This window comes from Cellulomonas telluris, assembly GCF_004886325.1.
GTDB lineage: Bacteria > Actinomycetota > Actinomycetes > Actinomycetales > Cellulomonadaceae > Cellulomonas > Cellulomonas telluris.
Map to the genome: position 1 here is coordinate 433472 of NZ_QXFN01000002.1, position 23780 is coordinate 457251.

The window sequence follows — 23780 nt, forward strand, 5'->3', positions numbered from 1 at the left end:
CGACGACGTGACGCTGCGTGCACCCTCACCCGGGGCCGCGTGGTGCCGAAGGGGACAGTGAGCCGTCCCCACCACCCCACCGGAAGGTGCCCTCGTGCCTGCCGTCCCCGCGCGCGTGCCCGTGCGCCGTCCCGCCCGCCGTCGCGGCGCCCGCCGTGGCTGGTCCGCCGCTCTCGCCGCCGTGCTCGTCGGGGCGCTGGCGCTGCCGCTGGCCACGGCCCCGGCCGCCGCGGCGGAGCCGGAGTTCCTCGCCCTCACCAAGACGGTGAGCCGCTCCGAGCTCGCCCCGGGGGACGAGTACACCTACCGCGTCCAGGTCACCTGCTCGGAGGAGTCCTGCCTCGACGCGGTCCTGGTCGACACGCTGGGCGAGCTCGCGGGGCACACGCTCCGGGACGTCACCTTCCGCACGTCGGACCCCGCCCTCACGTACGAGCCGACGTGGACGTCGGACGGCAGGTCCGGGTCCGACGCGCCGGCGCGCGTCGCCGCCGACACGGCGCTGTCGGTCCGGTTCACCCAGGCCACGACGAGCCCGGCGGGCACGGGGATGCAGTCGGGCCAGACGTTCACGGTCGCGATGACGCTCGTCGTGCCGACCGACCTGCCGCCCGGCACCGACGTCACGCTCGACAACGTCGCCACGGTCGACGCGACCAACTCCGCGCCCGCGGACGGCACGGCGACCGTCCACGTGACGGTGCCGGTGGTGGTGGACGTCGCCCCGACGAAGTCGTGGACGCCGTCGCCGCAGGCGTTCTCGCCGGGCGCGCCCTCGACGATCCGGGTGACCGCCCGCAACACCTCCAACGTGCCGGTGGACCGGCTGGTGCTGCAGGACCCGCAGGACGCCCCCGAGGGCGCCACCGCCCTGGCCGCGGGGAACCCGTTCAGCGTCGTCGACCTCACCGGGCTGTCGGCGGTGTCGGTGCCCGCGCAGTGCACCGACGTGAGCGTCGACGCGTACGTGCGGCGCGACGGCGCGTGGACCTGGGTGCCGGGCACCGGCGGGCTCGCCCTGCCGGCCGGCGTCGACCCGGCGGACGTCGCGGGCGTCCGCGTGACCTGCGCCGGGGACGACGTGCCGGTCGGCGCGGAGCTCGCGCTCGACCTCGCCGTCGCGCAGCGCGCCGAGCACCGCGAGACCGGTGCCGACCTGTCGCTCGCGAGCCGCACGACCGAGAACGTCGTCGCCGCGACGGTGCTCGAGCGCGACGGCGCCGCACCGGTGACCCGCACCGCGCGGGCCGCGCAGCGGGTGGACCCCGCGCGCCTGGGCACCGAGGTGGCGAAGACCTTCACGCCGGCGCGCGTCTCGGCGGGGGAGAGCAGCACCCTGACGCTGACCGCGGCGAACACGTCGGACGTCGCGGTGCGCGAGCTGCGCGTGCGCGACCTCGACTTCTTCGGCACGGACGTCCGCCTGACCGGCTTCGCCGGGGCCCCGGCGTGGCCGACGGGCGCGACGGCCGCGTCGGTCGTCTACCACCTGGCCGGGGGCGGGACGGCCGAGGTCCCGTTCGGCGAGGGCGAGGTGCCCGCGCCGCCGTCGGGCGGCACGGCGACCGGTCTGGAGATCGTCTTCACCGGCGCGATCGAGCCGGGCGGGGACCTCGCGCGGGCCGACCTCGTGGTGCAGACCGACGAGCGCACCGACGGCGCCACGCGGGAGCACGACAACGCGGCGACGGCGGTCGTGACCGCACCCAACGGCGCGACCGCGCAGGACGGGGCGGACGCACGCCTGACCGTCGTGCCCGCGGCCATCGACGTCACGCTCGTCAAGACCGTGCGGCCCGGCTCCGCGGTGCGGCCCGGGGACCGCGTGGTCGCCGAGCTGCACGGCACCATGGCCGTCTCGTCCTCCTACGTCACCGCCGAGCGGCTCGACCTGACCGACGCCTGGGACGGTGCGGCGTCCGGGTTCTGGAACGCGTTCGACCTGACCGGCGTGGCCCCCACGCAGGTGCCGTCCGGCACCGCGGTCGAGGTCCGGGCGCAGACGGCCGTCGGCACGTGGCACACGGTGCGCACGGAGGCGGCGCGCGCCGAGTCGTGGCTGCTCGCGCTCGACGCGTCGGAGCTGGCCGCCGGGCTGCCGGGCGGCGTCGCGCTCACCGACGTCACCGGCATCGCGTTCGACCTGACCAGCGCGGACGGGTTCGCGGCGAACACCGCGGTCACCCCGTACGTCGTCACCCAGGCGCGCGCGACCCTGCGGACCGGCGGGGCGCTCCCCGCGGGCACGACCACGGTGACCAACGCCGCGGTCGCGCAGGCGGCCGGCACCACCGCGGGCGGCACGGCCGTGGACGACGACGCCGACGCCGGCGACGACGCCGCGGTGCAGCCGGCCCCCGACGGCGACGGCAGCGTGCACGCCGGCAAGCGCTGGTCCGCGGTCACGGTCGCGGCGCAGTCCGGCCAGCAGCGGACGACGACGCTCACGTGGCGCACCGCGGCGGGCTTCGCGGAGGTCGCTGTGAGCGACCCGGCCGACGTCGCCCCCGTCGAGGCGACCACGGCCGACGCGTTCGACCTCGTCCGCATCGCGCCGGTCGCCTACGCGTCCGGCCCGTTCACGAACGGCTGGTACCTGCGCTACGACACCGTGACGGACGTGCAGCTGCTGCTGCCCGGCGCCGGCGGCCCCGAGTGGGCCTCCGTGCCGGCGCCGGCGGGCGGCTGGATGTCGGCCTCCGGGTTCGTCGGCCACACGCTGACGGCCGACCAGCGGCGTGACGCCCTGGGCGCGCGCCTGGTGCTCGCGGAGGACACGGCCGCGCGCACCGCGGCCGCGCAGCCGGGCCCGGCGCTCGACCCGTACGCCCCCGCACCCGGCAGCGGCGTCGCGGCGGCGTCCACCGACCGCTCCTTCGGGCTGGTCTGGCAGGTCCGTGAGGTGCGGCGTTCTGCGACCCAGTGGGTGACCGGCCGGGCGACCTACAACACCGCCGACGCGGGCGTGGTCCGCAACACCGTGCGCGTGGACGGGCGGCGCCCGGACGACACCGTCGCCTCCGTGACGGCGCACGACGACATCCGCATCACGGACGCCACGCCGCTCGTGCGGCTGGAGAAGCAGGTGGCCCCGGGGGGCGACGTGCACGTGCCCCGCGCGGGGACGGTCGCGCCGCAGGACATGCCCACCCGGACGTTCACCGTCACGGCGTGGAACGACTCGGTCGCGCGGGCGTCGTACGTGCGGGTGACCGACCCGGCCTGCTCCGACGTCGACGTGCAGGGCAACCCGTGCGCGCTCGACGACCCGACGGCCGACCCGTTCGTCGCCGGCGTGGACTGGCTCGCGCCGGGCGGCACGGCCTCGGTGTTCGACCGGTTCGACCTGGTCGACGTCCGCTTCACCGCGACGCGTCCCGGTGAGGTCGACCTCGCCGCCTCGACCGCGTGGGTGCTGCGACGCGACGGCGGTGCCTACCGCAGCGAGCGCACGACCGCGGCCGCGCTGCTCGCCGCCCCCGCGGCCGAGCTCGCGGACGTCGTGGGCGTGAGCGTGACGTTCCAGGGCACCGACCCGGCGACGACGGGCGGCACGCTCACGCAGGGCAACCGCCTGTCCCTCGTGCTCGACACGCGCCTGCGCACCCACCTGCGCAGCACCGGCGAGCCGCAGACGCTGCGGGCCGGCCAGCGGGTCGAGGCGGAGAACACCGCCTACGCGCAGTCCTACGACCCGGTGCTCGACCCGGACGGCACGGTGCTGGCCGCGGCCACGGCGCGCGCGGTCGCGCCGCTGACCGGCGGCGAGATCAACGTCGCCTCGTCGAAGTCCGTCAGCCCGGCGACGGTCGCGGCGCCCGCGCGCGGTGCACCGGTGACGGTGACGCTCGGTGCGGACCAGGGGACCGCGCCGCGCAGCACCCTGGCACCGGCCGAGGTGCGGCTGCGCGACGACGCGACGACGTCGCCGCAGTTCTGGGACGAGTTCGACCTCCTCGGTCTGCGCTCGGTGACGCTGCCGGCCGGCGCGGACCGCGTCCGGGTCGACGCGTACGGGCCGTTCGGTGCGGACGGCGCCCTGGCGTGGGTCGAGGGGACGGCGACCACCGCCGACGCCCTGGCCCTGCCGGTGCCCGCCGAGCGCACCGGCGACGTGCAGGGGCTGCTGTTCACGTTCCACCGTGCCGACGGCGGGTTCTTCTCCTCCGTCGTGCCCGCGCCGGGCTGGGCCGCCCAGGCGGTCTTCGACGTCCGCCTGCGGGACGCCACGCGCGGCACCGGCGAGCCGATCACGCTCGACGGCGCGGACCGGGCGGTCGAGAACACGGTGGTCGCGCAGAGCGACCGGCTGGACGGCGACGCGTCGGAGCAGCGCGCCAGCGCCGCTCTGGTGCGCCTGTCGGAGGGCACGCACCGGATCGGCGTCACCAAGCTCGCGAACGGCGGCGACCGCGTCGTCGACGTGGGCACCGCCGTGCCGTGGGACCTGTCGTTCGAGAACACGGGCACCGGCTACCTCACCGTGACGGAGCTGCGGGACACCCTGCCGTCGTCGCTCGTCTGGACGGGCGAGACCGCGCCGGTGGTGACGACGACCCCCGGTGGCCTGCTCGGGACCGACGTGCGGGTCGAGCGTGACGGCGCGGACGTGGTCCTCACGTGGCCGCAGGACGCGCGGACGATGGCGCCGGGCGAGCGGGTGACCGTGCGGCTCCTGCTCGAGCTGCAGCCGGGCCTGACGGAGTCCGACCGTGCGGTCAACACCATGACCGTCCGCACGGCCGAGACCCTCGAGGCGTGCAGCCCGCTAGACGCCGCCCGCCCGGTCACGGGCGCGTGGGCCGCCGACGCGACGACCTGCGGAGCGCAGGACCACGTGTCCCCGCGCGGCGGCCCGAACCTGTTCACCGTCAAGGGCGTGCGGGGTGCCGGCGACGGCGCCGCGACGGCCGGCGGTGCCGAGTGCGAGCCGCTGCTCGACGCGACCGGCGGCGCCTACTACCGCACCCCGTGCATCGCGCGGTCGGTGGCCGGCGGCGTCGACGACTGGGTCCTGCGCGTGGTCAACGGCGGGACGACGAGCGTCGACGAGCTGACGGTGTTCGACCAGCTGTCGGCGCCGGACGACACGATGATCGTGTCCGGCAGCCGCCGCGGGTCGACGCACCGCCCGCAGGTCGTCGCGGGTTCCCTGCGCGTGTCGGCGCCGTCCGGTGCGACGGTCGTCACCGAGGTCACGACGACCGCGCAGCCGTGCGTCGCGACCTGGGGCGGGCTGACGACGCTGGCCGTCTGCGAGCAGAACGGCGAGGAGTGGCAGGCGGCGTCCGACGCGACCGACTGGTCGGCCGTGACGGGCCTGCGCGTGCGCGTCGACCTGCGCACGTCCGCCGCCGGTGCGCTGCGCAGCGGCGAGCACGTCGACGTCACGTTCTCGACCCGCAACGTCCTCGCGACGGCCGACGCCCCCGACGGGGTGCCGGTGACCGGGGCGGACGAGGTCGTGGCGGTCAACCAGTTCGGCGTGAAGTACCGGGACACGGGTGCGAGCACGTGGAAGAAGATCGCCCCGGCGACGGTGGGCGTGCGCGTGCCGACGGGCCCGCTCGAGGTCCGCAAGGTCGTCGACGGCCCCGCCGCCGGCTACGCGCCCGACGCGTTCACGGCGACCCTCGCGTGCACCTTCGACGGCGCCCCGCTCGACCTGGGCGCGGCCGCGGCCGTGACGCTCGACGCCGCCGGCGGGTTCGCGGCACGCGTCGACGGCGTCCCGGTCGGCGCGGAGTGCCAGGTGACGGAGGACGGTGCGCCCGGCTCCTTCGGCGAGACGGAGCGGGACGGCGTCGCGCGCGTCGTCGTCGCCGCCCCGGCCGCCGCGGACGGCACCGTGCCGGCGGGTCAGGTCGCGACGCTGACGAACACCTACCGGTACAGCGGCCTGAGCGTCAGCAAGGTCGTGGACACGGAGGCCACCGCCGGCGACCTCGGCCCGTTCACGTTCGCCCTGACCTGCACGGCCGCCGGCACCGGCGCGCCGGTCGCGCTCGACGGCGCCGCGGAGGAGCTGACGTTCGCGCTGCGCGGCGGCGAGACGTTCACGACGCCCGACGGCGTGGTCCCGGCCGGTGCGACGTGCGTGCTGCGGGAGACCGACGGCGGCGGCGCCGACCGTGTCGTCCTCGTCGGCGACGGCGTGCGGCCCACGGGCGACGGCGAGGCCGAGGTGCTCGTCGGCGCCGACCCCGCCGCGGTGGTGGTGACCAACGGCTTCGACGCCGGCGTGCTCGAGGTCCGCAAGGACGTCGACGGCGCCGGGGCGGGCACGTGGGGCACCGGACCGTTCGGGTTCACCGCGGTGTGCACGTACGCCGGGGGCACGGTGCTGGACGAGGAGTTCACGCTCGCCGCGGGCGGGGTGCGGACCTTCGGCACCTTCCCGGTCGGCACGACCTGCCGGGTCGAGGAGGCGGCGACCGCGGGGGCGACGAGCACGACGCTGGCACCCGCCGACGGCGCCGTGGCGATCGCCGCGCCGCAGGCCGGCGAGGTCGTGTCGACGGCCGTGGTGACGGCGACGAACACGTTCGACCTCACGTCCGTCGCGGTGACGAAGCGGGTCGACGGCGACGCGGCGGCCGCGGCCCTCGCGGGACCGTTCACCGTGGAGCTCGCGTGCACCTGGCCCCGCGACGGCGAGGACGTCGAGCTCGAGGTGCCGGGTGGTGCCGTGCGCGAGCTGCGCGCCGGGGCGACGACCACGTACGCCGGGCTGCCCGTCGGCGCGGACTGCGTGCTCGCCGAGACCGCCACCGGCGGCGCGGCCCGCACGGCGATGACGGTCCGCGTCGGCGACGCGGACGACGTCGTGACGAGCGGGGTGCGGGCACCGGTCGTCGGGCTGTCCTCGACGACCGAGCCGGGCGAGGCCGCGGTCGAGGTGGTCAACACCTTCGACCCGCTGCCGGCGGTCGCCGTCGACGGCGCGGGTGCCGGGACCGGGACCGGCGCCGCGCTCGCGGTCACCGGCGCCGACGTCGCCCGGGCCGCCGGGCTCGTCGCGCTGCTGCTCGCCGTGGGCGCCGGCCTCGTGCTGGCGGTCCGGAGGCGCCGGGCCTGACGCCGCCCGACCCACGCGGGGCCCTGCCGGGGACGGCGGGGCCCCGCTGGCGTGCGGGGGTGATCGCGAGTGCTCGCGGCCTCCGCGGCTGCCGTGACGCGCGCGGCGCCCGGCACGGCCGTACCGTCGCGTCGGAACAGCCGCCCAGCCGACGAGGGAGCCGCCATGACCACCCTCGACGCGGGCGAGGCCCGGCGCCGGCTGCGCGCCGTCGAGGACGGGACGACGCCCGACGCGGCGCTCGCGCTGTTCGACGCCCTGCCCCCGGTCGCCGTCGAGGACCTGCTCGGCCGGTGGCGGGGGACCGGCGTGCCGACGGGCCACCCGTTCGACGGCCTGCTGGAGGCGCTCGGCTGGTACGGCAAGCGCATGGTGACGCCTGACGTCGTGCACCCGCTGGTGTTCCGCGGCGCGGCCGGGCGGCTCGTCGCGATCACGCCGACGTGGCTGCCGCTGCGGGCGGCGCTGCGCGTCGCGCCGGTCGTCCCGCGCGCGCTCGCGGGCCCGGCCTTCGCGCTGGTCCGGCCCCTCGTCGCGACGTCGCGGCCGCAGGCGCGGCTGCGCCAGGTGACGTACCGCGGGGTGCCGTCCGCGGCGATGGTCTACGACCGGCTGCCGATCGTCGACGCCTTCCGGCGCGTGGACGACGACACCGTGCTCGGCGTCATGGACATGCGGTGGCAGCCGCAGCCGTACGTGTTCGTGCTGCGGCGGAACCGGTCCGCCACGGCTGCCCCACTCGATGGTGCGCTAAGCGACGCCGCGGGGCCAAGGAGCGGTAATCCGCCGTCAGAACGTCCGTAGCCGGTGCAGGTCGCTGTCTACTTGCACACACGTAGACACTCGCCATGCTGACAGCGGCATCATTCAGCCGGATCGTATCGCGAGGCGGAGAGCCGCCGACGAAGGTACAGTTCCTCGTCGAGCCGAAGAATGACGTCGATTAGAGGTTGTTCCAGGAGTAGGTGCTCGTCGAGCGCCGCTTCCAACGCGGAGTCGTCAGCCAGTTCAGTGAGGATCGCCAGGGCGCCAGCTCTCACGCGCGCGTCTGGCGACGGCAACTGTGACTTAGCAAAGGAGATGGCGTCACATGGCTGCGCCAAGACGAGGGACGCGGCGAATGACCCGGACGTCTTCGTGAGAATGGGCAGACCGAGTATGCGCGCCGCTATGGCGGAGATCGCCGTTTCGCCCCGTACCGTCCTTGCTCGATCGTCTTCCACCAGGTTGCGCATCTCGTCAACGCCGCCAACTCGTGCAAGTATGTCGAATGCGAGGCTTGTTGCCTTCGAGTAGGGATGGGAGTCGGCCACGATCCGGAGCGCGAGGGCTGCGTCGGCACTTTCCGCGTCTGGGAGGAGGGTCGACAGAGCCGCTTCTCGGAAGCGCTCGCGGTACAGATCAATTATCCCGCGATCTTCAGCATCCTCGCGGGTCGCATATCGACTTCGCGCGACGCTTTCCTCAACGAGCGTCTCGAAGTTCTCGGCGAGGTCGCTCCGGGCGCGATCAACTCCGCCCTCAAGGCGGAGTAGTGCCATGTATGCAGCGAGACCACCGTCATGGTCAAATAGGTCAACCATCGCGTCAAGGACTGCCGCCCCGTGTCGTAGGGACAGCTGGGTCGACGTGATTTGGTCCTCCTCGTCAGGGTCCAATTCTCCAACGCGGCGAAATGCGGATCGCAACGCGGCTTCATCGATCACGTGTTGGCGGCGATGAAGCGCAGCCACGGCCCGCTTCTTAACGAGGGCGTTCTCGTCCTGCAACAATGCAAGCAACGTGGTGGTAGTCGGAGCGTCGGCTTTGGCCTTCCGCCCCAGCGCCGCTGCGGCCACAGCGCGAACTTCGGGAAGGGGGCTCGCCATCAATGTAGCCACGAGATCATCGTCTATAGCAGGACCAGGCCGCTCGAGGGCGGCGATTAGGGGCGCCGAAGGGAGGGATGAATCGTCAATGAACAGACGTATGGCCACTTCTAGGTCGCCGGCAACGTGACGTCGCATGATCTCTGCGGCAACCGAGCGGCCCGCTCTGCGCCCAAGTGCCGATCCCTGCGCGTGCAGCTTTTCGAGTTGGTTAATGTTGGCTCGCTCGAGTGCGCCAACGACTTCGGCCGGCAGGCGCCCGGGATCATCAACGCCAGCAAGCGCTGTCTTCAGTGCCTCGTCGTCGATCTCTTCGCCAGTCAATTGCGACAGCTTCAAAATCATACGCGCGCCGTTGGCTCGAAGCCGAACTTCGGCGCTCGACGACGTGCCAGCTGCGAACGCCCGCTGCAGTTCGGCGGCATCGAACGAGCGCAACCAGTACCATGCCGGTGCCCGCACGCCGTAAAGAACTGAGCGTAGAAGCATCCGCATCTCTGGATGCGTCGGGCTTATGGCTCGTCGCATTTTGTACATCATTACCGCTTGGGGTGCCGATATACTTGGTGCCATGCCGTACTCTGCCAATAGTGCGCTTTGGAACAGCGCCAAACGAGCTATGGAGGTGCGTCCCTGTTCGGGTGGCGAGTACGTCGAGCTGAGGTTGCGCGCCTGGGCGGCCCAGAACTGCAGGGCACTGGCCAACTCGGCGGTGGCTGCGCCTGAAATGACATGAGGTGGAATGTCGAGCGCCGTCGTCAGACTAGTCTCGTCGCCGACGTGTGCATATGCGGCGTCTCGGACGCCCGCGTCCGCCTGTCGGAATGCGAACCGCATGAGGTATTCCGTGAGTAGCGCCTGCAGTTGTTCAGCGTCGTCGAATTCCTTGTATAGCAGTTCGCGCTGTGCTGTGACGGACTTCCGAAAGTCCAGGACGCGCTGTAGTTGCGGCCCTGCGTCCACCGCTTCGTCTCGGGGTAGCTTCTTGAACAAGAGCCAGATCTCGGGGTTGCCGCTGGTGGTGCGATTGCGAGCCGAGGCGCGAGCAAACTCCTCCTCAAACCCTGATGAGTATTCTCCCGTCTCGGTGCCCCATCGCTTATAGAGCATGCCAATGAATAGGCTGCACCGATCTACGTCATCATTGATGAGCGCCTGGGGTCGAGCTGCGCCGGGAAGGGTGTCCTCCCATCCCAACAGCTCGAATTGAATCCGGAGAGCTTGGCTCATTGCACGGTTTACCGCCGCGATGATGTCGCGCAGCGCCTTCCGCTCGGCCGGCAGGTCGCTTGGCGAGGCCATGAATACGTATAGGATTCGTCGGCTTTCGCCAAGCTCACTCGTATGCACGGATTGCCCCGAATCGCGGTCGTCGTCTGACTGTCGATGGAGGCTAGCGCACGCGATCCGCCATGGTGGATCTTCTGACGAGAGTTTCAACCGCAGTGCCCTATGCGGCCCGGAGGTATGCGGGACGCCTGCAAGGGCGCTGAGAGCACGCGGACAGTAGCCGACGGGTGGCGTACTGATCGTTCCGAATCGGTATCAGCTGGCCCCGCACTACGGAGCACAGGGCATCGGGCGAGTGCGGGCCGTCGCTGCTACGGTCGCCTCAGGCGACCGATGTCCCGGATGTCGGTCTTCGTGACGACGCGAGGGGGCCGACGTGTCGACGTCGGAACGCAGAGCACACGGCGCCGGAGCCGGCCGAACCAACGCGAGCGTGCCCACGGGCGCGACGGCGGCGACGCCACCCACCACGACGACGACGGCCCCGCCGGGCGCCACCCGCATGCTCGTCCTCGCGACGGTCGGGTTCCTCGTCAACTTCTGGGCGTGGGCGCTCATCAGCCCGCTGGGCTCTGCCTACCGTGACCGGCTCGACCTGACGGGGTTCCAGCAGTCGGTGCTCGTGGCCGTGCCGGTCATCGTCGGCTCGCTCGGTCGCATCCCGGTCGGTGCCCTGACGGACCGCATCGGCGCCCGCGTCATGTTCCCCGTCGTCAGCCTGCTCACGGTGCTGCCCGTGCTGTTCATCGGGCTCGTCGCGGAGTCGTTCGCGTCCCTCATCGTCGGCGGGTTCTTCCTCGGCCTCGGCGGCACGACGTTCGCGATCGGCGTGCCGCTGGTCAACGCCTGGTACCCGCCGGCCCGGCGCGGCACCGCGCTGGGGCTGTTCGGCATCGGCATGGGCGGCACGGCGATCTCGGCGTTCACGACCGTGCGCCTCACCGACAACCTGGGCGCGGAGGCGCCGTTCCTCATCGTCGCCGGGGTCCTCGTCCTCTACGCGGCCGTCGCGGCGGCTCTGCTCCGGGACGCCCCGGACCGCACCCTCCCGCAGGGCTCCTTCCTCGCCCGCACCTGGGCGACGGCGAAGCTGCCCGCGACGGGCCAGCTCTCGTTCCTCTACGCGGTCGGCTTCGGCGGGTTCGTCGCGTTCAGCGTCTACCTGCCGACCTACCTGGGCAACGCGTTCGACCTCAGCCCCGAGGACGCGGCCTTCCGCACCGCCGGCTTCGTGGTCCTCGCGGTCGCGATGCGGCCCGTCGGTGGCGCGCTGTCCGACCGCATCGGGCCGATCCCGGTGCTGGTCGCCTCGTTCGTCGGCATCGCGGTCCTGGCCGCGCTCGCGGCGCTCGAGCTGCCGCTCATGCCGATCGGCACGATCGCGTTCCTCGGGCTCGCGGCCCTGCTCGGTGCGTCGTCCGGCGCCACGTTCGCCGTGGTCGGTCGGTTGGCACCGCCCGAGAAGGTCGGCGCCGTCACCGGGCTCGTCGGCGCCGCCGGCGGGCTCGGCGGGTTCGTCCCGCCCCTCGTCATGGGCGCGTTCTACGACCGGCTCGGCGACTACTCGCTCGGCCTCGCGCTGCTCGCCGTCGTCTCGCTCGGCGCGGCGCTGTTCACCCGCGGGCCCGTCGCCCGTTCCGCCCGGGCCGACGCCCAGGGCGAGCCCCACCGCACCTGAACGGCACCGCCGGCCCGAACGCAGCGCCCCCACGCGACGAGAGGCAGCCCCCGTGACGACCCAGGACTCCCGCCCCGGCCTCGACGGCCCCGCCTCCGACGCGATCCTCCGGCTGGGCCGCCACCTGCGCCGCGGCGAGGTCAGCGAGGACCTGCGCACGCTGCACCAGAGCGGCGGCCGCGACGCCGACACCTTCTACCGGGACCGCTGGAGCCACGACAAGGTCGTCCGCTCGACGCACGGCGTGAACTGCACGGGCTCCTGCTCGTGGAAGGTGTACGTCAAGGACGGCATCATCACGTGGGAGGCGCAGCAGACCGACTACCCGTCGGTCGGCCCGGACCGCCCCGAGTACGAGCCGCGCGGCTGCCCCCGCGGCGCCGCGTTCAGCTGGTACACGTACTCGCCGACCCGCGTCCGCTACCCCTACGTGCGCGGCGTGCTGCTGGAGATGTTCCGCGCCGCGAAGGCCCGGCACGGCGGCGACCCGGTCGCGGCGTGGGCGAGCCTCGTCGACGACCCGGAGGTCGCGCGCCGCTACAAGAGCGTGCGCGGCAAGGGCGGGCTGGTGCGGGCGACGTGGGACGAGGCGGTCGAGATCGTCGCGGCCGCGCAGGTCCACACGATCCGGACGTACGGGCCCGACCGCATCGCCGGCTTCTCACCGATCCCCGCGATGTCGATCGTGTCGCACGGCGTCGGCGCCCGGTACCACGCCCTGATCGGCGCCCCGATGCTGTCGTTCTACGACTGGTACGCGGACCTGCCCGTCGCGAGCCCGCAAGTGTTCGGGGACCAGACGGACGTGCCGGAGTCCGGCGACTGGTGGGACGCCGCCTACCTGATCATGTGGGGCTCGAACCTCCCCGTGACGCGCACGCCGGACGCGCACTGGATGGCCGAGGCGCGCTACCGCGGGCAGAAGGTCGTCGCCGTCGCGCCGGACTACGCGGACAACGTGAAGTTCGCCGACGAGTGGCTCGCGGTCGCACCCGGCACGGACGGGGCGCTCGCGATGGCGATGGGGCACGTCCTGCTGAAGGAGTTCTACGTCGACCGGCGGCCGAAGTACTTCGGCGAGTACGCCGCCCGCTACACCGACCTGCCGTTCCTCGTCCGCCTCGACCCGACGGACGACGGCGCGTACGCGCCCGGCAAGTTCCTCACCGCCGAGGACCTGCCCGGCGCGGAGGCGCGCAGCGAGAACGCCGCCTTCAAGACGGTGCTCGTCGACGCGGAGACCGGCGCGCCTACCGTGCCGAACGGCTCCCTCGGCTTCCGCTACGGCGACGCCGGCGAGGGCCGCTGGAACCTCGACCTCGGCAGCGTGCGCCCCGCCCTGAGCCTGGCGGACGAGGGCGGCGGCGCGACCGAGGCGGTCGAGGTCGCCCTGCCGCGCTTCGACTCCCCGGACGGTGCGGCCGGCACCGTGGTCCGCGGCGTCCCCGCCCGCCGGGTCGGCGGCCACCTCGTCACCACGGTCCTCGACCTCATGCTCGCCCAGTACGGCGTCGCCCGCCCCGGGCTGCCGGGCACCTGGCCCACCGGCTACGACGACGCCTCCCAGCCGTGCACGCCGGCGTGGCAGGAGCAGTTCACGGGCGTCCCGGCCGCCAAGGCCGAGCGCATCGGCCGCGAGCTCGCGCAGACCGCGGAGGAGTCCCGCGGCCGCGTCATGATCCTCATGGGCGCCGGGACCAACCACTGGTTCCACTCCGACACGATCTACCGCGCGTTCCTCGCCCTCACGACGCTCACCGGCTGCCAGGGCGTCAACGGCGGCGGCTGGGCGCACTACGTGGGCCAGGAGAAGGTGCGCCCGGTGACGGGTCAGCAGATGTACGCGACGGCCAGCGACTGGGCGCGGCCCGCGCGCACGATGATCCAGACCGCCTACTGGTACCTGCACACCGACCAGTTCCGGTATGACCCGTTCTCCGCGGACACCCTCTCGGCCGGCCGCACCGGCAGCGGCCAGCTCACCGGCAAGTCCACCGCGGACGTCGTCGCGCAGTCCGCGCGCTCGGGCTGGATGCCGTCGTACCCGACGTTCGACCGCAACCCCCTGGACCTGGCCGACGACGCCGCGGCCGCCGGCGAGGCCCCGGGAGAGCACGTCGTCCGCCGGCTGCAGGACGGCACCCTGCGCTTCGCCGCCGAGGACCCCGACGCCCCCGAGAGCTTCCCGCGCGTGCTCACGGTCTGGCGGGCCAACCTGCTCGGCTCGTCCGGGAAGGGCAACGAGTACTTCCTGCACCACCTGCTCGGTGCGGACTCCAACCTGCGCGCCACCGAGGCGCCGCCCGAGCACCGGCCGCGGGACGTCGTCTGGCGGGACGAGGCACCGACGGGGAAGCTCGACCTGCTCGTCAGCCTCGACTTCCGCATGACGAGCACGACCGTCTACTCGGACGTCGTCCTGCCGGCCGCCACCTGGTACGAGAAGCACGACCTCAACACGACGGACATGCACCCGTTCGTCAACTCGTTCAGCCCGGCGATCGCGCCGCCGTGGCAGACCCGCACCGACTTCGACATCTTCCACACGCTCGCCCGCACGTTCAGCCGGCTCGCGGAGACGCACCTCGGCAGGCGCACGGACGTCGTCGCGGTGCCGCTCCTGCACGACACCCCCGACGAGCTCGCGATCCCGCACGGGAGGGTCCGGGACTGGAAGGCGGGGGAGTGCGACCCCGTCCCCGGGAAGACCATGCCGAAGATCGTCACGGTCGAGCGCGACTACCCGGCGGTGGCGGCCCAGCTCGCGACGCTCGGGCCCGTCCCGGACACGGCCGGCCTGACGACCAAGGGCGTGACGTTCGACGTCGGCCCCGAGATCGAGTTCCTGCGCCGACGCAACGGCGTCGCGCGCGTCCCCGCCGGCCGGCCCGGCGCCGCCGCCGACGGGCGCCCGCGCCTCGACCGCGACGTGCACGTGTGCGAGGCGATCCTCACGCTGTCCGGCACGACGAACGGGCGCCTCGCGGTGCAGGGGTTCCGGAAGGCCGAGCGGCGCACCGGCACGCGCATGGCCGACCTCGCGGCGGAGCACGAGGGCAAGCGCGTCACGTTCGCGGACACGCAGGCGGCGCCCGTGCCCGTCCTGACCTCGCCCGAGTGGTCCGGCACGGAGGCGCACGGGCGCCGGTACTCGCCGTTCACCGTCAACGTGGAGCGGCTCAAGCCCTGGCACACGCTCAGCGGTCGCCAGCAGTTCTACCTGGACCACGACTGGATGACGGAGATCGGCGAAGGGCTGCCGGTCTTCCGCCCACCGCTGGACATGCAGTCCCTGTTCGGCGAGAACGCGCTCGGCACGACCGACGAGGACGGCGTCGGCCTCGGCGTCACGGTCCGGTACCTGACGCCGCACAACAAGTGGTCGATCCACTCCGAGTACCAGGACAACCTGTTCATGCTGTCGCTGTCCCGCGGCGGGCCCGTCATCTGGATGAGCGACCGCGACGCGGAGCGCATCGGCGTCGCCGACAACGACTGGGTCGAGGCGGTCAACCGCAACGGCGTCGTCGTGGCCCGCGCGATCGTCTCGCACCGCATGCCCGCCGGGACGGTCTACATGCACCACGCGCAGGACCGGCTCATCGACGTGCCGCGCACCCGCACCACCGGCCGGCGCGGCGGCATCCACAACTCGCTGACGCGGCTGCTCATGAAGCCCACCCACCTCGTCGGCGGGTACGCCCAGCTCACCTACGCCTTCAACTACCTCGGCCCCACGGGCAACCAGCGGGACGAGGTCACGGTCGTGCGGCGCCGGACGCAGGAGGTCGAGTACTGATGCGGGTCACGACGCACCGGACGACGACGGGCGGAGGGGGAGCGCGATGAAGGTCATGGCCCAGATGGCGATGGTCATGAACCTCGACAAGTGCATCGGGTGCCACACCTGCTCGGTGACGTGCAAGCAGGCGTGGACGAACCGCACGGGCACCGAGTACGTCTGGTTCAACAACGTCGAGACCCGGCCCGGGCAGGGCTACCCGCGCACGTACGAGGACCAGTCGCGCTGGGAGGGCGGCTGGACGCTCAACAAGCGCGGGCGCCTGCAGCTCAAGGCCGGCGGGCGGCTGAAGAACCTCTTGACGATCTTCGCGAGCCCGAAGCAGCCGTCGATCGACCAGTACTACGAGCCGTGGACGTACGACTACGAGAACCTCACGGACGCCCCGCTGCAGGAGCACACCCCGGTCGTCCGGCCGAAGTCGCTGCTCACCGGGCAGGACATGAAGGTCTCGTGGAGCGCGAACTGGGACGACGACCTCGGGGGCGGCCCGCAGCTCCTGCGCGACGACCCGGTGCTCGCGCAGGTGTCGGACAAGGTGAAGCTCGAGTTCGAGCAGACCTTCATGTTCTACCTGCCGCGCATCTGCGAGCACTGCCTCAACCCGTCGTGCGCGGCGTCCTGCCCGTCGGGGGCCATCTACAAGCGGTCGGAGGACGGCATCGTCCTCGTCGACCAGGACGCGTGCCGCGGCTGGCGCAAGTGCGTCACGGGCTGCCCGTACAAGAAGGTCTACTTCAACCACCGCACGGGCAAGGCCGAGAAGTGCACGTTCTGCTTCCCGCGGGTCGAGGTCGGCCTGCCGACGGTCTGCTCGGAGACGTGCGTCGGCCGGCTGCGGTACATCGGCCTCGTCCTCTACGACGCCGACCGGGTCCTCGAGGCGGCCAGCGAGCCGGACGAGACGAAGCTGCTGGCCGCGCAGCGCAGCGTCCTGCTCGACCCGCACGACCCTGCCGTGCAGCGCGAGGCCGAGCGTGCCGGCATCCCGCGCGACTGGGTCGAGGCCGCGCAGCGCTCGCCGGTGTGGCACCTCATCAGCCGGTACGAGATCGCGCTGCCGCTGCACCCGGAGTACCGGACGATGCCGATGGTCTGGTACATCCCGCCGCTGTCGCCCGTGGTCGACGTGGTCGCGGAGACGGGGGAGGACGCGGAGCGCGCGGACAACCTGTTCGCGGCGATCGAGCACCTGCGCATCCCCGTCGAGTACCTGGCGGGCCTGTTCACGGCCGGCGACACGGCACCCGTCACCGGCGTGCTGAAGCGGCTCGCGGCGATGCGCTCCTACATGCGGGACATCAACCTGGGCCGCGACGCGGACGCGTCGATCCCCGAGTCGGTGGGCATGGACCCCGACGAGATGTACGCGATGTACCGGCTGCTGGCGCTGGCCAAGTACGACGAGCGGTACGTCATCCCGTCCGCGCACGCCGAGCAGGCGCACGCCCTGGAGGAGCTGGCCACGGAGTGCGCGCTGGACTACGACGGCGGACCGGGGATGGGCGGGTCGGGCCCGTTCGGCGAGGGGTCGGGGGGTGCGTACCTCAACGACCCGATCGCGGTCGAGAACTTCCACATGCTCAAGCAGCGCCAGACGACCGACACCGTCGCCGACCCGGCGAGCCGCAAGGCGCGCGTGAACCTCCTGAACTGGGACGGCAAGTCGACGCCCGACGGCCTGTTCCCGCCGCGGCCCGGCCCCGACGGGGCGGACCTGCGCGAGCCGGCGTCCGACGACTCCGCCGCGGTCGTGCAGCCCCGACCGGCCGGCGGGCAGCCCGGGGGACCGGCGGGGGCCGGGACCGCCGGGGGGCCGCTCGAGCCGGGCGTCGTGCCGGGGGAGCCCGGCTCGCGTTCCCCCGGCGACCCGTCCCGCGGCGGCGACGAGGGCCCCGCGGACGGCTCCGGCACCGGGGGAGGTGCACGGTGAGGCTGTTCGCGCGCTCCCGGCCGCCGAGCACTGCCACCGGCCGCGAGACCGCGGTCGTGCACCGGATCGCGTCCCTGCTGCTGGAGTACCCGTCCGACGACCTCGTCGCGATGCTGCCCGTGCTGCGGGCCGCCGCGGGCGAGGTCGCGGGTCCGCCGCGCGAGCCGCTGGACCGCCTGCTCGACCACGTCGCGGCCACCCCGCTGCCCGCGTTGCAGGCCGACTACGTCGCCACGTTCGACCTGCGCCGCCGCTGCTCGCCGTACCTGACGTACTACGCGCACGGCGACACGCGGAAGCGCGGCGCCGCCCTGGTCGAGTTCAAGGAGGCCTACCGGGCCGCCGGCATGGAGCACGTCGGCGAGGAGCTGCCCGACCACGTGGCCGTCGTCCTGGAGTTCGCGTCCACCGAGGGGCTGGCGCAGGAGGCGGGCCTGCGCCTGCTGCTGGACCACCGCGCCGGGCTCGAGCTGTTGCGCATGGCGCTGCGCGACGGCGGCTCCCCGTGGGCCGACGCGCTCGCGGCCGTCTGCGCGACCCTGCCGCCGCTCGGCGACGACGAGGCCACCGCGGTCGCGCGCCTCGCCGCCGCGGGCCCGCCCGGCGAGGACGTCGGCCTCGAGCCGTTCGGCCCGCCCACCACCATGGAGGCCGCCCAGCCGGCCGGACCCGTCTTCCTGCCGACCCCGGGAGTCCGCCGATGACCAGCACCCTCGACGTCGTGCTGTGGGTGGTCGTGCCGTACGTGTGCCTGGCGGTCTTCGTGCTCGGGCACGTGTGGCGGTACCGGTACGACAAGTTCGGCTGGACCACCCGCTCGTCGCAGCTCTACGAGTCCCGCCTGCTGCGCTGGGCCAGCCCGATGTTCCACTTCGGGATCCTGTTCGTGTTCCTCGGCCACGTCATGGGACTCGGCATCCCCAAGTCGTGGACGCGGGCCGTCGGCATGAGCGACGAGCTCTACCACTTCCTCGCGATCTCGATCGGGACGGTCGCCGGGGTGTGCACCGTGGTCGGCATGGCGCTGCTGATCTGGCGGCGGCGGACCGTCGGGCCCGTGTTCAGCGCGACGACCCGCATGGACAAGGTGATGTACCTGGTCCTCGCGGTCGTGATCGCCCTCGGCATGTGGAACACCATCGCCGGGTCGATCCTCAACCTCGGCGGCCACTACGACTACCGCGACGGCGTCTCGGTCTGGTTCCGCGGCATCTTCCGGTTCGACCTGCACCCCGAGCTCATGGCCGAGGCACCGATCGGGTTCCAGCTGCACGGCATGTCGGCGATGCTGCTGTTCGCGCTGTGGCCGTTCACGCGGCTCGTCCACGTGTTCAGCGCGCCCGTCGGGTACCTGTGGCGCCCGTACGTCGTCTACCGCTCCCAGGGCCCGAACCGCCTGGGCACCCGCGCCGACCGCCGCGGCTGGGAGCGCGTGGGCGCGGGCGACCGCCCGGGCGACCGCTGACGGTCCGAACGCCCGCCCGCGGGCGACCGTCGCGCCGCCCTCGCGCACCCGCCCCTCGCCGAGTTCGCCACCCCGGTGCGAGTTCGCCAGGCCGCCCTGACGAACTCGCGCCGGACTGGCGAACTCGTGACGCGGGGAGGGCGGGGACGAGGGTGGTCCGTCAGATGTCGCCCGTCAGGAGGCCTTCGACGAAGGCGGACTTGCGGGCCTCGTAGTCGGCGTCGGCGCCGGTCGTCTTCATCGCGTTGTACGCCGCCAGGAGGCGGGGGTCGGCGCGCAGGAGCTCCCACGTGCGCGTGAAGCGGACGTCGTGCTCGGAGCCCACGGGGGTGACCGCCAGGCCGGCCGGCAGGGGCGCGTCGACGGCGAACGTCGCGAGCGTGTCGCAACAGATCTCCGGGTGGACGACCGCGTGGTCCTCGCGGAGCAGGGCGACGGTCGCCGCGAACTCGTCCGGCGGGACGCGCAGGTGCAGGTCGACGTCGCCGCGCGTCAGCGCGCCGGGCACGCTCGACCCGCCGGTCCAGACGAGCTCGCCCGGGACGCCGCGGGCGCGCAGGGCGGCACGCTCGGCCTCGACCACCGCGACCGCGGCGTCGCGGATCTCCTCGGCCGGCCGCAGCGGCGGTGGTGACCCGGCGGACGGGTCCGCCGGGTCACCACCGAGGTCCTGCGGGGTCACCCCGCGTCGAACCGCCCCTCCTCGTCGGGGTCCTCGGCCGCGGTGCCGACGCCCTCCTGGTTCACGTCGGCCTCGTTCGGGCCGGTGCCGGTGGCGACCGGCGTCGCGTCGTCCTCGGGGCCGTGGGGCGTGCTCTCGTCGTCCGGGCGGGGGCCGGGGCTCTGGCTCATGACGCTCCCTCCGTCGGGCCGCGCCGGTGGACGCGGGTGCGCCGGCACCGGTCGTCGGCGTCGTGTCGAGCCTTCCCCCGGCCAGGACCGGCCGCAACCGGACCCTGCCCCACGCGCCGCGGCGTCAGGGCGCGGTCAGGCGACGGTCGCGGCCACGCGCCCGGACGGCGCGGCCACCGGCTCCGGCGCCTGCGCCGGCGACCGGAAGCCGCGCAGCAGCAGGTACCCGGCCAGGCTCATCTCCCACACGAACACGGGCAGCGCCCCGAGCCCCGCGACCGGCGAGACCTGCGAGTACGCGCCGAACAGCACGGCGGTCGAGGACGCGAGCACCAGCGGGCCGCCCACCAGCCCGACGACGGGGATCCAGCCGGCGACGAGCCCGGACCGGCGCACGAGCCAGGCGAGCAGCGTGGTGTTGACGCCGATGATGAGGCCCGGACCGACGAGGAACGTCGCGTCGTGGACGGCGACGAGCCCACGCGCGACGGTGACGAGCGCGTCCGGGTCGCCGCCGCTCGTCGCGTGCACCTGCCGCAGGGTCACGACGGCGAGCACCGCGACGACGCCGACGAGGATGACGAGCGCCTCGGCCAGCCGCCCGAGCGCGTAGCCGAGCGCGGTCGCGCGGCCGTACCGCGACATCACGGGGTAGAGGGCGACTCCCGTGCCGACGACGCTCGCCGCGAGCAGGACCTCGAGAGCCACGCCGGTGAGCACGGCTGCGTCGGCGCCCGCACCGAGGACGTACTCCGGGTCGGCGAGGGCGGGCTGGTAGAGCGCGAGGGCGACGACAGCGGTCACCGCGGCGACGACGAAGAACACGCCGACGAGGGCGGCGGTCCGACGGGTGGGGTGCATGAGGGTCCTCCCAGACGTGGTGTACGGCGTACACCTCCTGTCGTCGAACGCTAGGTGTACGGTGTACACCTGTCAAGATCGTCACCCGATGGACGCGGAGGTGGCATGGCCCGGCAGGTCGACGAGCGGCGGCGCGAGCCCCTGACCGCAGCGCGCGTGCTGCAGGCCGCCGTCGCGCTGGCGGACGCGCAGGGCCTCGCGGCCGTGAGCATGCGCAACGTCGCGAAGGAGCTCGGCGTCGTCCCCATGGCCCTCTACAAGCACGTCGCCGACAAGGAGCGGCTCGTCGACGGCATGGTCGACCTCGTCATCGGGGAGTTCGAGGAGCCCGCGCCCGGCCTCGACTGGCAGGAGGCCGTCCGCCGCCGCGTGCTCTCGGCCCGGCGGGCCGTCCTGCGCCACCCGTGGGCGCGGCAGGCCGTCGAGACCCGCACCCGGCGGACCCCCGCGGTGCTCGGCTACATGGACGCGCTCGCGGGCACCTTCCTCGCCGGCGGCCTCTCGCCCGACCTCGTGCACCACGTCATGCACGCGCTGGGCAACCGCATCTGGGGCTTCAGCCCGGAGATGTTCGACGAGACGCCCCCGGCCGACGCGCCCGCACCGACGCCGGAGGAGCAGGCCGCGCTCGGCGCCGAGTTCGCCCGCCGCTTCCCGCACGTCCTGCAGATCGCGACCGCCGCCACGCGCGGCGACCTGTCGGGCGTCGGCCAGGGCTGCGACGAGGACTTCGAGTTCGTGTTCGCGCTCGACCTGCTGCTCGACGGCGCCGCGCGCCTGCACCGCGCCGGGTGGGTGTCGGTCGGTCGTCCGACCGGGGACGGACAGGACGTACCGGACGTCGCGGACGCGGGGTAGCGTCGAGGAGTCGACCGGGTGGGGGTCGTGGTCGACGTCCGTGGGGAGGTCCGCAATGTCCAGCGACGGACGCGTCAGCATCGAGGCGACGCGTGCGGTGGTCGAGGAGTACCTGGCGAGCGAGCGCCGCGGCGAGACGGCGGCGGTGGCCCCGGACGTGGTCTTCCGGTTCATGGCGACGGGCGAGGAGCACCGCGGCCCGGAGGCGGTGCAGGTGATGCTCCGGTACTTCTACCGGGAGGCATTCGAGGCCCGGACCGACCGCCGGCGCCTCGTCGTGGGCGAGGGCACCGCCGTGTTCGAGGGCGTGTTCGTCGGCCGGCACACGGGGGAGTTCGCGGGCGTGCCGGCGACGGGCCGGGACGTGCGGGTGCCGCTGGCGGTCGTGTACGACGTCGACGACGGTGCGATCGTGGAGGCGCGCCTCTACTTCGAGGTCCCGGCGTTCCTGACGCAGGTGGGGACCGCGGCATGACTGCCGGCCCGCACGGTGCGACGACGAGGAGGGGCATGGACGCCGACGACGTCATGACGTGGGTGCGGGAGTACGAGCGGGCGTGGCGCGAGCAGGACGTCGCGGCCGTCGAGCGCCTCTTCACCGAGGACGCCCTGTACCTGCGCGGCGCCTACGACGACGGCCTGCGCGGGCGCGGGGCGATCGAGGACTTCTGGCTGGACCCGACCCCGTTCACCATGACGGCCGAGCCGGTCGCGGTCGACCCGCCCACCGCGGTGCTGCGCGCCGAGGTCCACTACCTCGGCGAGGAGCCCCACGAGTTCCGGGACCTGTGGGTCGTGCGCTTCGCGCCGGACGGGCGGGCCGAGCACTTCGAGGAGTGGGCGCACTGGCCCGGCCTGGAGTACGCGGGCCCGGGCGGCGACTGAGCCGTCTGGCTGCGACGGCCCGCACGGTCGTGCCGCCGGGGCCGGCCGGCCCGGCCGCCGGGCGTGCCTACCCTGAGGGACCGCGCCCCGCCCGGACGCGGGCGGGAGGGAGAGGCCGTGGCGATCGCCGACACCGTCCGGCGCGTCGCCGGCGCCGACCGGCCGTGGCGGTCCCTCGACGTCGAGACGGCGCTGCGCGTCGTCGTCGCCAACGCCGTGCCCCTCGCGGTGGTCGTGGCGAGCGGGTGGACGCGCTTCGCCGCGTTCGCGATGTTCGCCGCGCTCACCGCGATCTACGGCCGCGCGGAGCCCTACCGCAGCCGCGTCGTCACGGTGAGCGTCGTGGCCGCGCTCATGGCCGGTGCGATGGCCGCCGGCACGGCGCTGCACGTCGCCGACGCGTCCGTGCCGGTCGCCGCCGCCGGGCTGGTGGTCGTCCTCGTCGCCGGGACGTGCGCCGTCACGTGGCTGCAGGGCATCCCGCCGCAGCCGGTCTTCCCCGTCTTCGCCTACCTCACGTGCGTGCAGGTGCCCGTCGCGCCGGGCGAGCTGCCGGTCGTCGCGGCCGTCGCGCTGGGCAGCCTCGCGTGGGCGTGGTCGGTCAGCGTCGTCGGGTACCCCGTCCGCGCGGCCCTGGGCGGACGGGCGCCGTGGCTGTTCGCGGAGCTGCGCCGCCGTCCCGAGCGCGACGCGGCCGTGCTGCGTGGCCCGGCGCTGTGGCGGCTCGTCCTGCTCGTCGTCGGCGGGGCGCTGACCGCCGGTGCCCTGGCCCTCGCGCTCGGGCTGCCGCACCCGGCCTGGGCCGTCGTCGCCGTGGTGGCGACCCTGCCCGCGTACGGGCGCCCGCACGACCCGGGGCGCGCCGTGCGGCGCGTCGTCGGCACGGTGGCGGGCGCCCTCCTCACCGGCCTGCTGCTCGCGGCCGACCCGCCGGTCGGCGTCGTCGTCGCCGTGGTCGTGGTGTGCGCCGCCGCGGCCGAGATCGCCATGCCCCGGGACTACGCGCTCGGCCTGACGTTCGTCACGCCCGTCGCGCTGCTCGCCGTGCACCTGAGCACCCCGTCCGACCCGGCGGCGCTCGCGGTCGACCGGGTCGTCGAGACCCTGCTCGGCGCGGCTGTCACGCTCGCGCTGCTCGCGGCCCTGCGCCGGCGCCGTCGGCGCGCTGCCGCCGACCGGTCCTGACAGCGCGCCGCCGCACCCGGGTCCC

15 protein-coding genes are annotated in these 23780 nt (G+C 73.8%); 11 read left to right on the top strand and 4 right to left on the bottom strand.

The genetic code is table 11. The annotated features are described in order from the left end of the window. Positions 1 to 94 precede the first annotated feature (94 nt). Positions 95 to 7078, top strand: a complete 6984-nt coding sequence (locus FB586_RS07295) for a DUF5979 domain-containing protein (protein ID WP_136518651.1) — start codon at positions 95 to 97, stop codon at positions 7076 to 7078. A gap of 165 nt (positions 7079 to 7243) precedes the next feature. Then, positions 7244 to 7882: a DUF4334 domain-containing protein gene (locus tag FB586_RS07300; RefSeq protein ID WP_136518652.1), complete on the top strand. Its 639-nt coding sequence runs from the start codon at positions 7244 to 7246 to the stop codon at positions 7880 to 7882. A 59-nt stretch (positions 7883 to 7941) separates the two neighbouring features. Here FB586_RS07300 and FB586_RS07305 read toward each other — a convergent pair whose 3' ends face one another. Beyond that, positions 7942 to 10296 carry a DUF4062 domain-containing protein gene (locus FB586_RS07305; protein WP_136518653.1) on the bottom strand — a complete coding sequence of 785 codons (2355 nt, stop codon included), beginning with the start codon at positions 10294 to 10296 and terminating at the stop codon, positions 7942 to 7944. Positions 10297 to 10669: 373 nt separating this feature from the next. Between FB586_RS07305 and FB586_RS07310 the strand changes: the two genes are divergently transcribed. Genes FB586_RS07310 through narI form a run of 5 tightly spaced genes read left to right on the top strand, consistent with a single transcriptional unit; the run spans position 10670 to position 19114 of the window. Beyond that, on the top strand, positions 10670 to 11914 hold the full coding sequence (locus FB586_RS07310) for an MFS transporter (protein WP_246036607.1): 1245 nt from the start codon (positions 10670 to 10672) through the stop codon (positions 11912 to 11914). Positions 11915 to 11966: 52 nt separating this feature from the next. Next, complete coding sequence (locus FB586_RS07315) at positions 11967 to 15713, top strand: nitrate reductase subunit alpha (protein WP_136518654.1); 3747 nt, start codon at positions 11967 to 11969, stop codon at positions 15711 to 15713. 46 nt (positions 15714 to 15759) lie between these two features. Next, positions 15760 to 17649, top strand: a complete 1890-nt coding sequence (gene narH, locus FB586_RS07320) for a nitrate reductase subunit beta (protein ID WP_222928313.1) — start codon at positions 15760 to 15762, stop codon at positions 17647 to 17649. After that, positions 17646 to 18353 (top strand): nitrate reductase molybdenum cofactor assembly chaperone, encoded by a 708-nt coding sequence (gene narJ, locus FB586_RS07325; protein WP_246036609.1) that lies wholly within the window; start codon positions 17646 to 17648, stop codon positions 18351 to 18353. Before narH ends, narJ begins: the two co-directional genes overlap by 4 nt. Next, a complete protein-coding gene (narI, locus tag FB586_RS07330; RefSeq protein WP_136518655.1) occupies positions 18350 to 19114 on the top strand; it encodes a respiratory nitrate reductase subunit gamma in 765 nt (254 codons plus the stop codon). The genes narJ and narI overlap by 4 nt, the downstream gene beginning before the upstream one ends. A gap of 160 nt (positions 19115 to 19274) precedes the next feature. Here the strand turns inward: narI and FB586_RS07335 are convergent, their stop codons facing one another. From FB586_RS07335 to FB586_RS07340, 3 genes are all read right to left on the bottom strand, one after another. Continuing rightward, on the bottom strand, positions 19275 to 19796 hold the full coding sequence (locus tag FB586_RS07335; protein ID WP_246036611.1) for a hypothetical protein: 522 nt from the start codon (positions 19794 to 19796) through the stop codon (positions 19275 to 19277). Beyond that, on the bottom strand, positions 19793 to 19966 hold the full coding sequence (locus FB586_RS19375) for a hypothetical protein (protein WP_168800489.1): 174 nt from the start codon (positions 19964 to 19966) through the stop codon (positions 19793 to 19795). Before FB586_RS19375 ends, FB586_RS07335 begins: the two co-directional genes overlap by 4 nt. Positions 19967 to 20101: 135 nt before the next feature. Continuing rightward, positions 20102 to 20827: a DUF4386 domain-containing protein gene (locus FB586_RS07340; RefSeq protein ID WP_136518656.1), complete on the bottom strand. Its 726-nt coding sequence runs from the start codon at positions 20825 to 20827 to the stop codon at positions 20102 to 20104. Between the two features lie 105 nt (positions 20828 to 20932). Between FB586_RS07340 and FB586_RS07345 the strand changes: the two genes are divergently transcribed. The 4 genes from FB586_RS07345 to FB586_RS07360 all read left to right on the top strand — a co-directional run bounded on the left by FB586_RS07345 (position 20933) and on the right by FB586_RS07360 (position 23755). Then, positions 20933 to 21685, top strand: a complete 753-nt coding sequence (locus FB586_RS07345; RefSeq protein ID WP_136518657.1) for a TetR/AcrR family transcriptional regulator — start codon at positions 20933 to 20935, stop codon at positions 21683 to 21685. Between the two features lie 55 nt (positions 21686 to 21740). Next, positions 21741 to 22160 carry an ester cyclase gene (locus FB586_RS07350; RefSeq protein WP_136518658.1) on the top strand — a complete coding sequence of 140 codons (420 nt, stop codon included), beginning with the start codon at positions 21741 to 21743 and terminating at the stop codon, positions 22158 to 22160. A 35-nt stretch (positions 22161 to 22195) separates the two neighbouring features. Further along, positions 22196 to 22570 (top strand): nuclear transport factor 2 family protein, encoded by a 375-nt coding sequence (locus tag FB586_RS07355; protein ID WP_136518659.1) that lies wholly within the window; start codon positions 22196 to 22198, stop codon positions 22568 to 22570. A 117-nt stretch (positions 22571 to 22687) separates the two neighbouring features. Next, the gene (locus FB586_RS07360) at positions 22688 to 23755 is read left to right on the top strand and encodes an FUSC family protein (RefSeq protein WP_136518660.1); all 1068 of its coding nucleotides are present in this window, start codon (positions 22688 to 22690) and stop codon (positions 23753 to 23755) included. The last annotated feature ends 25 nt before the right edge of the window (positions 23756 to 23780 follow it).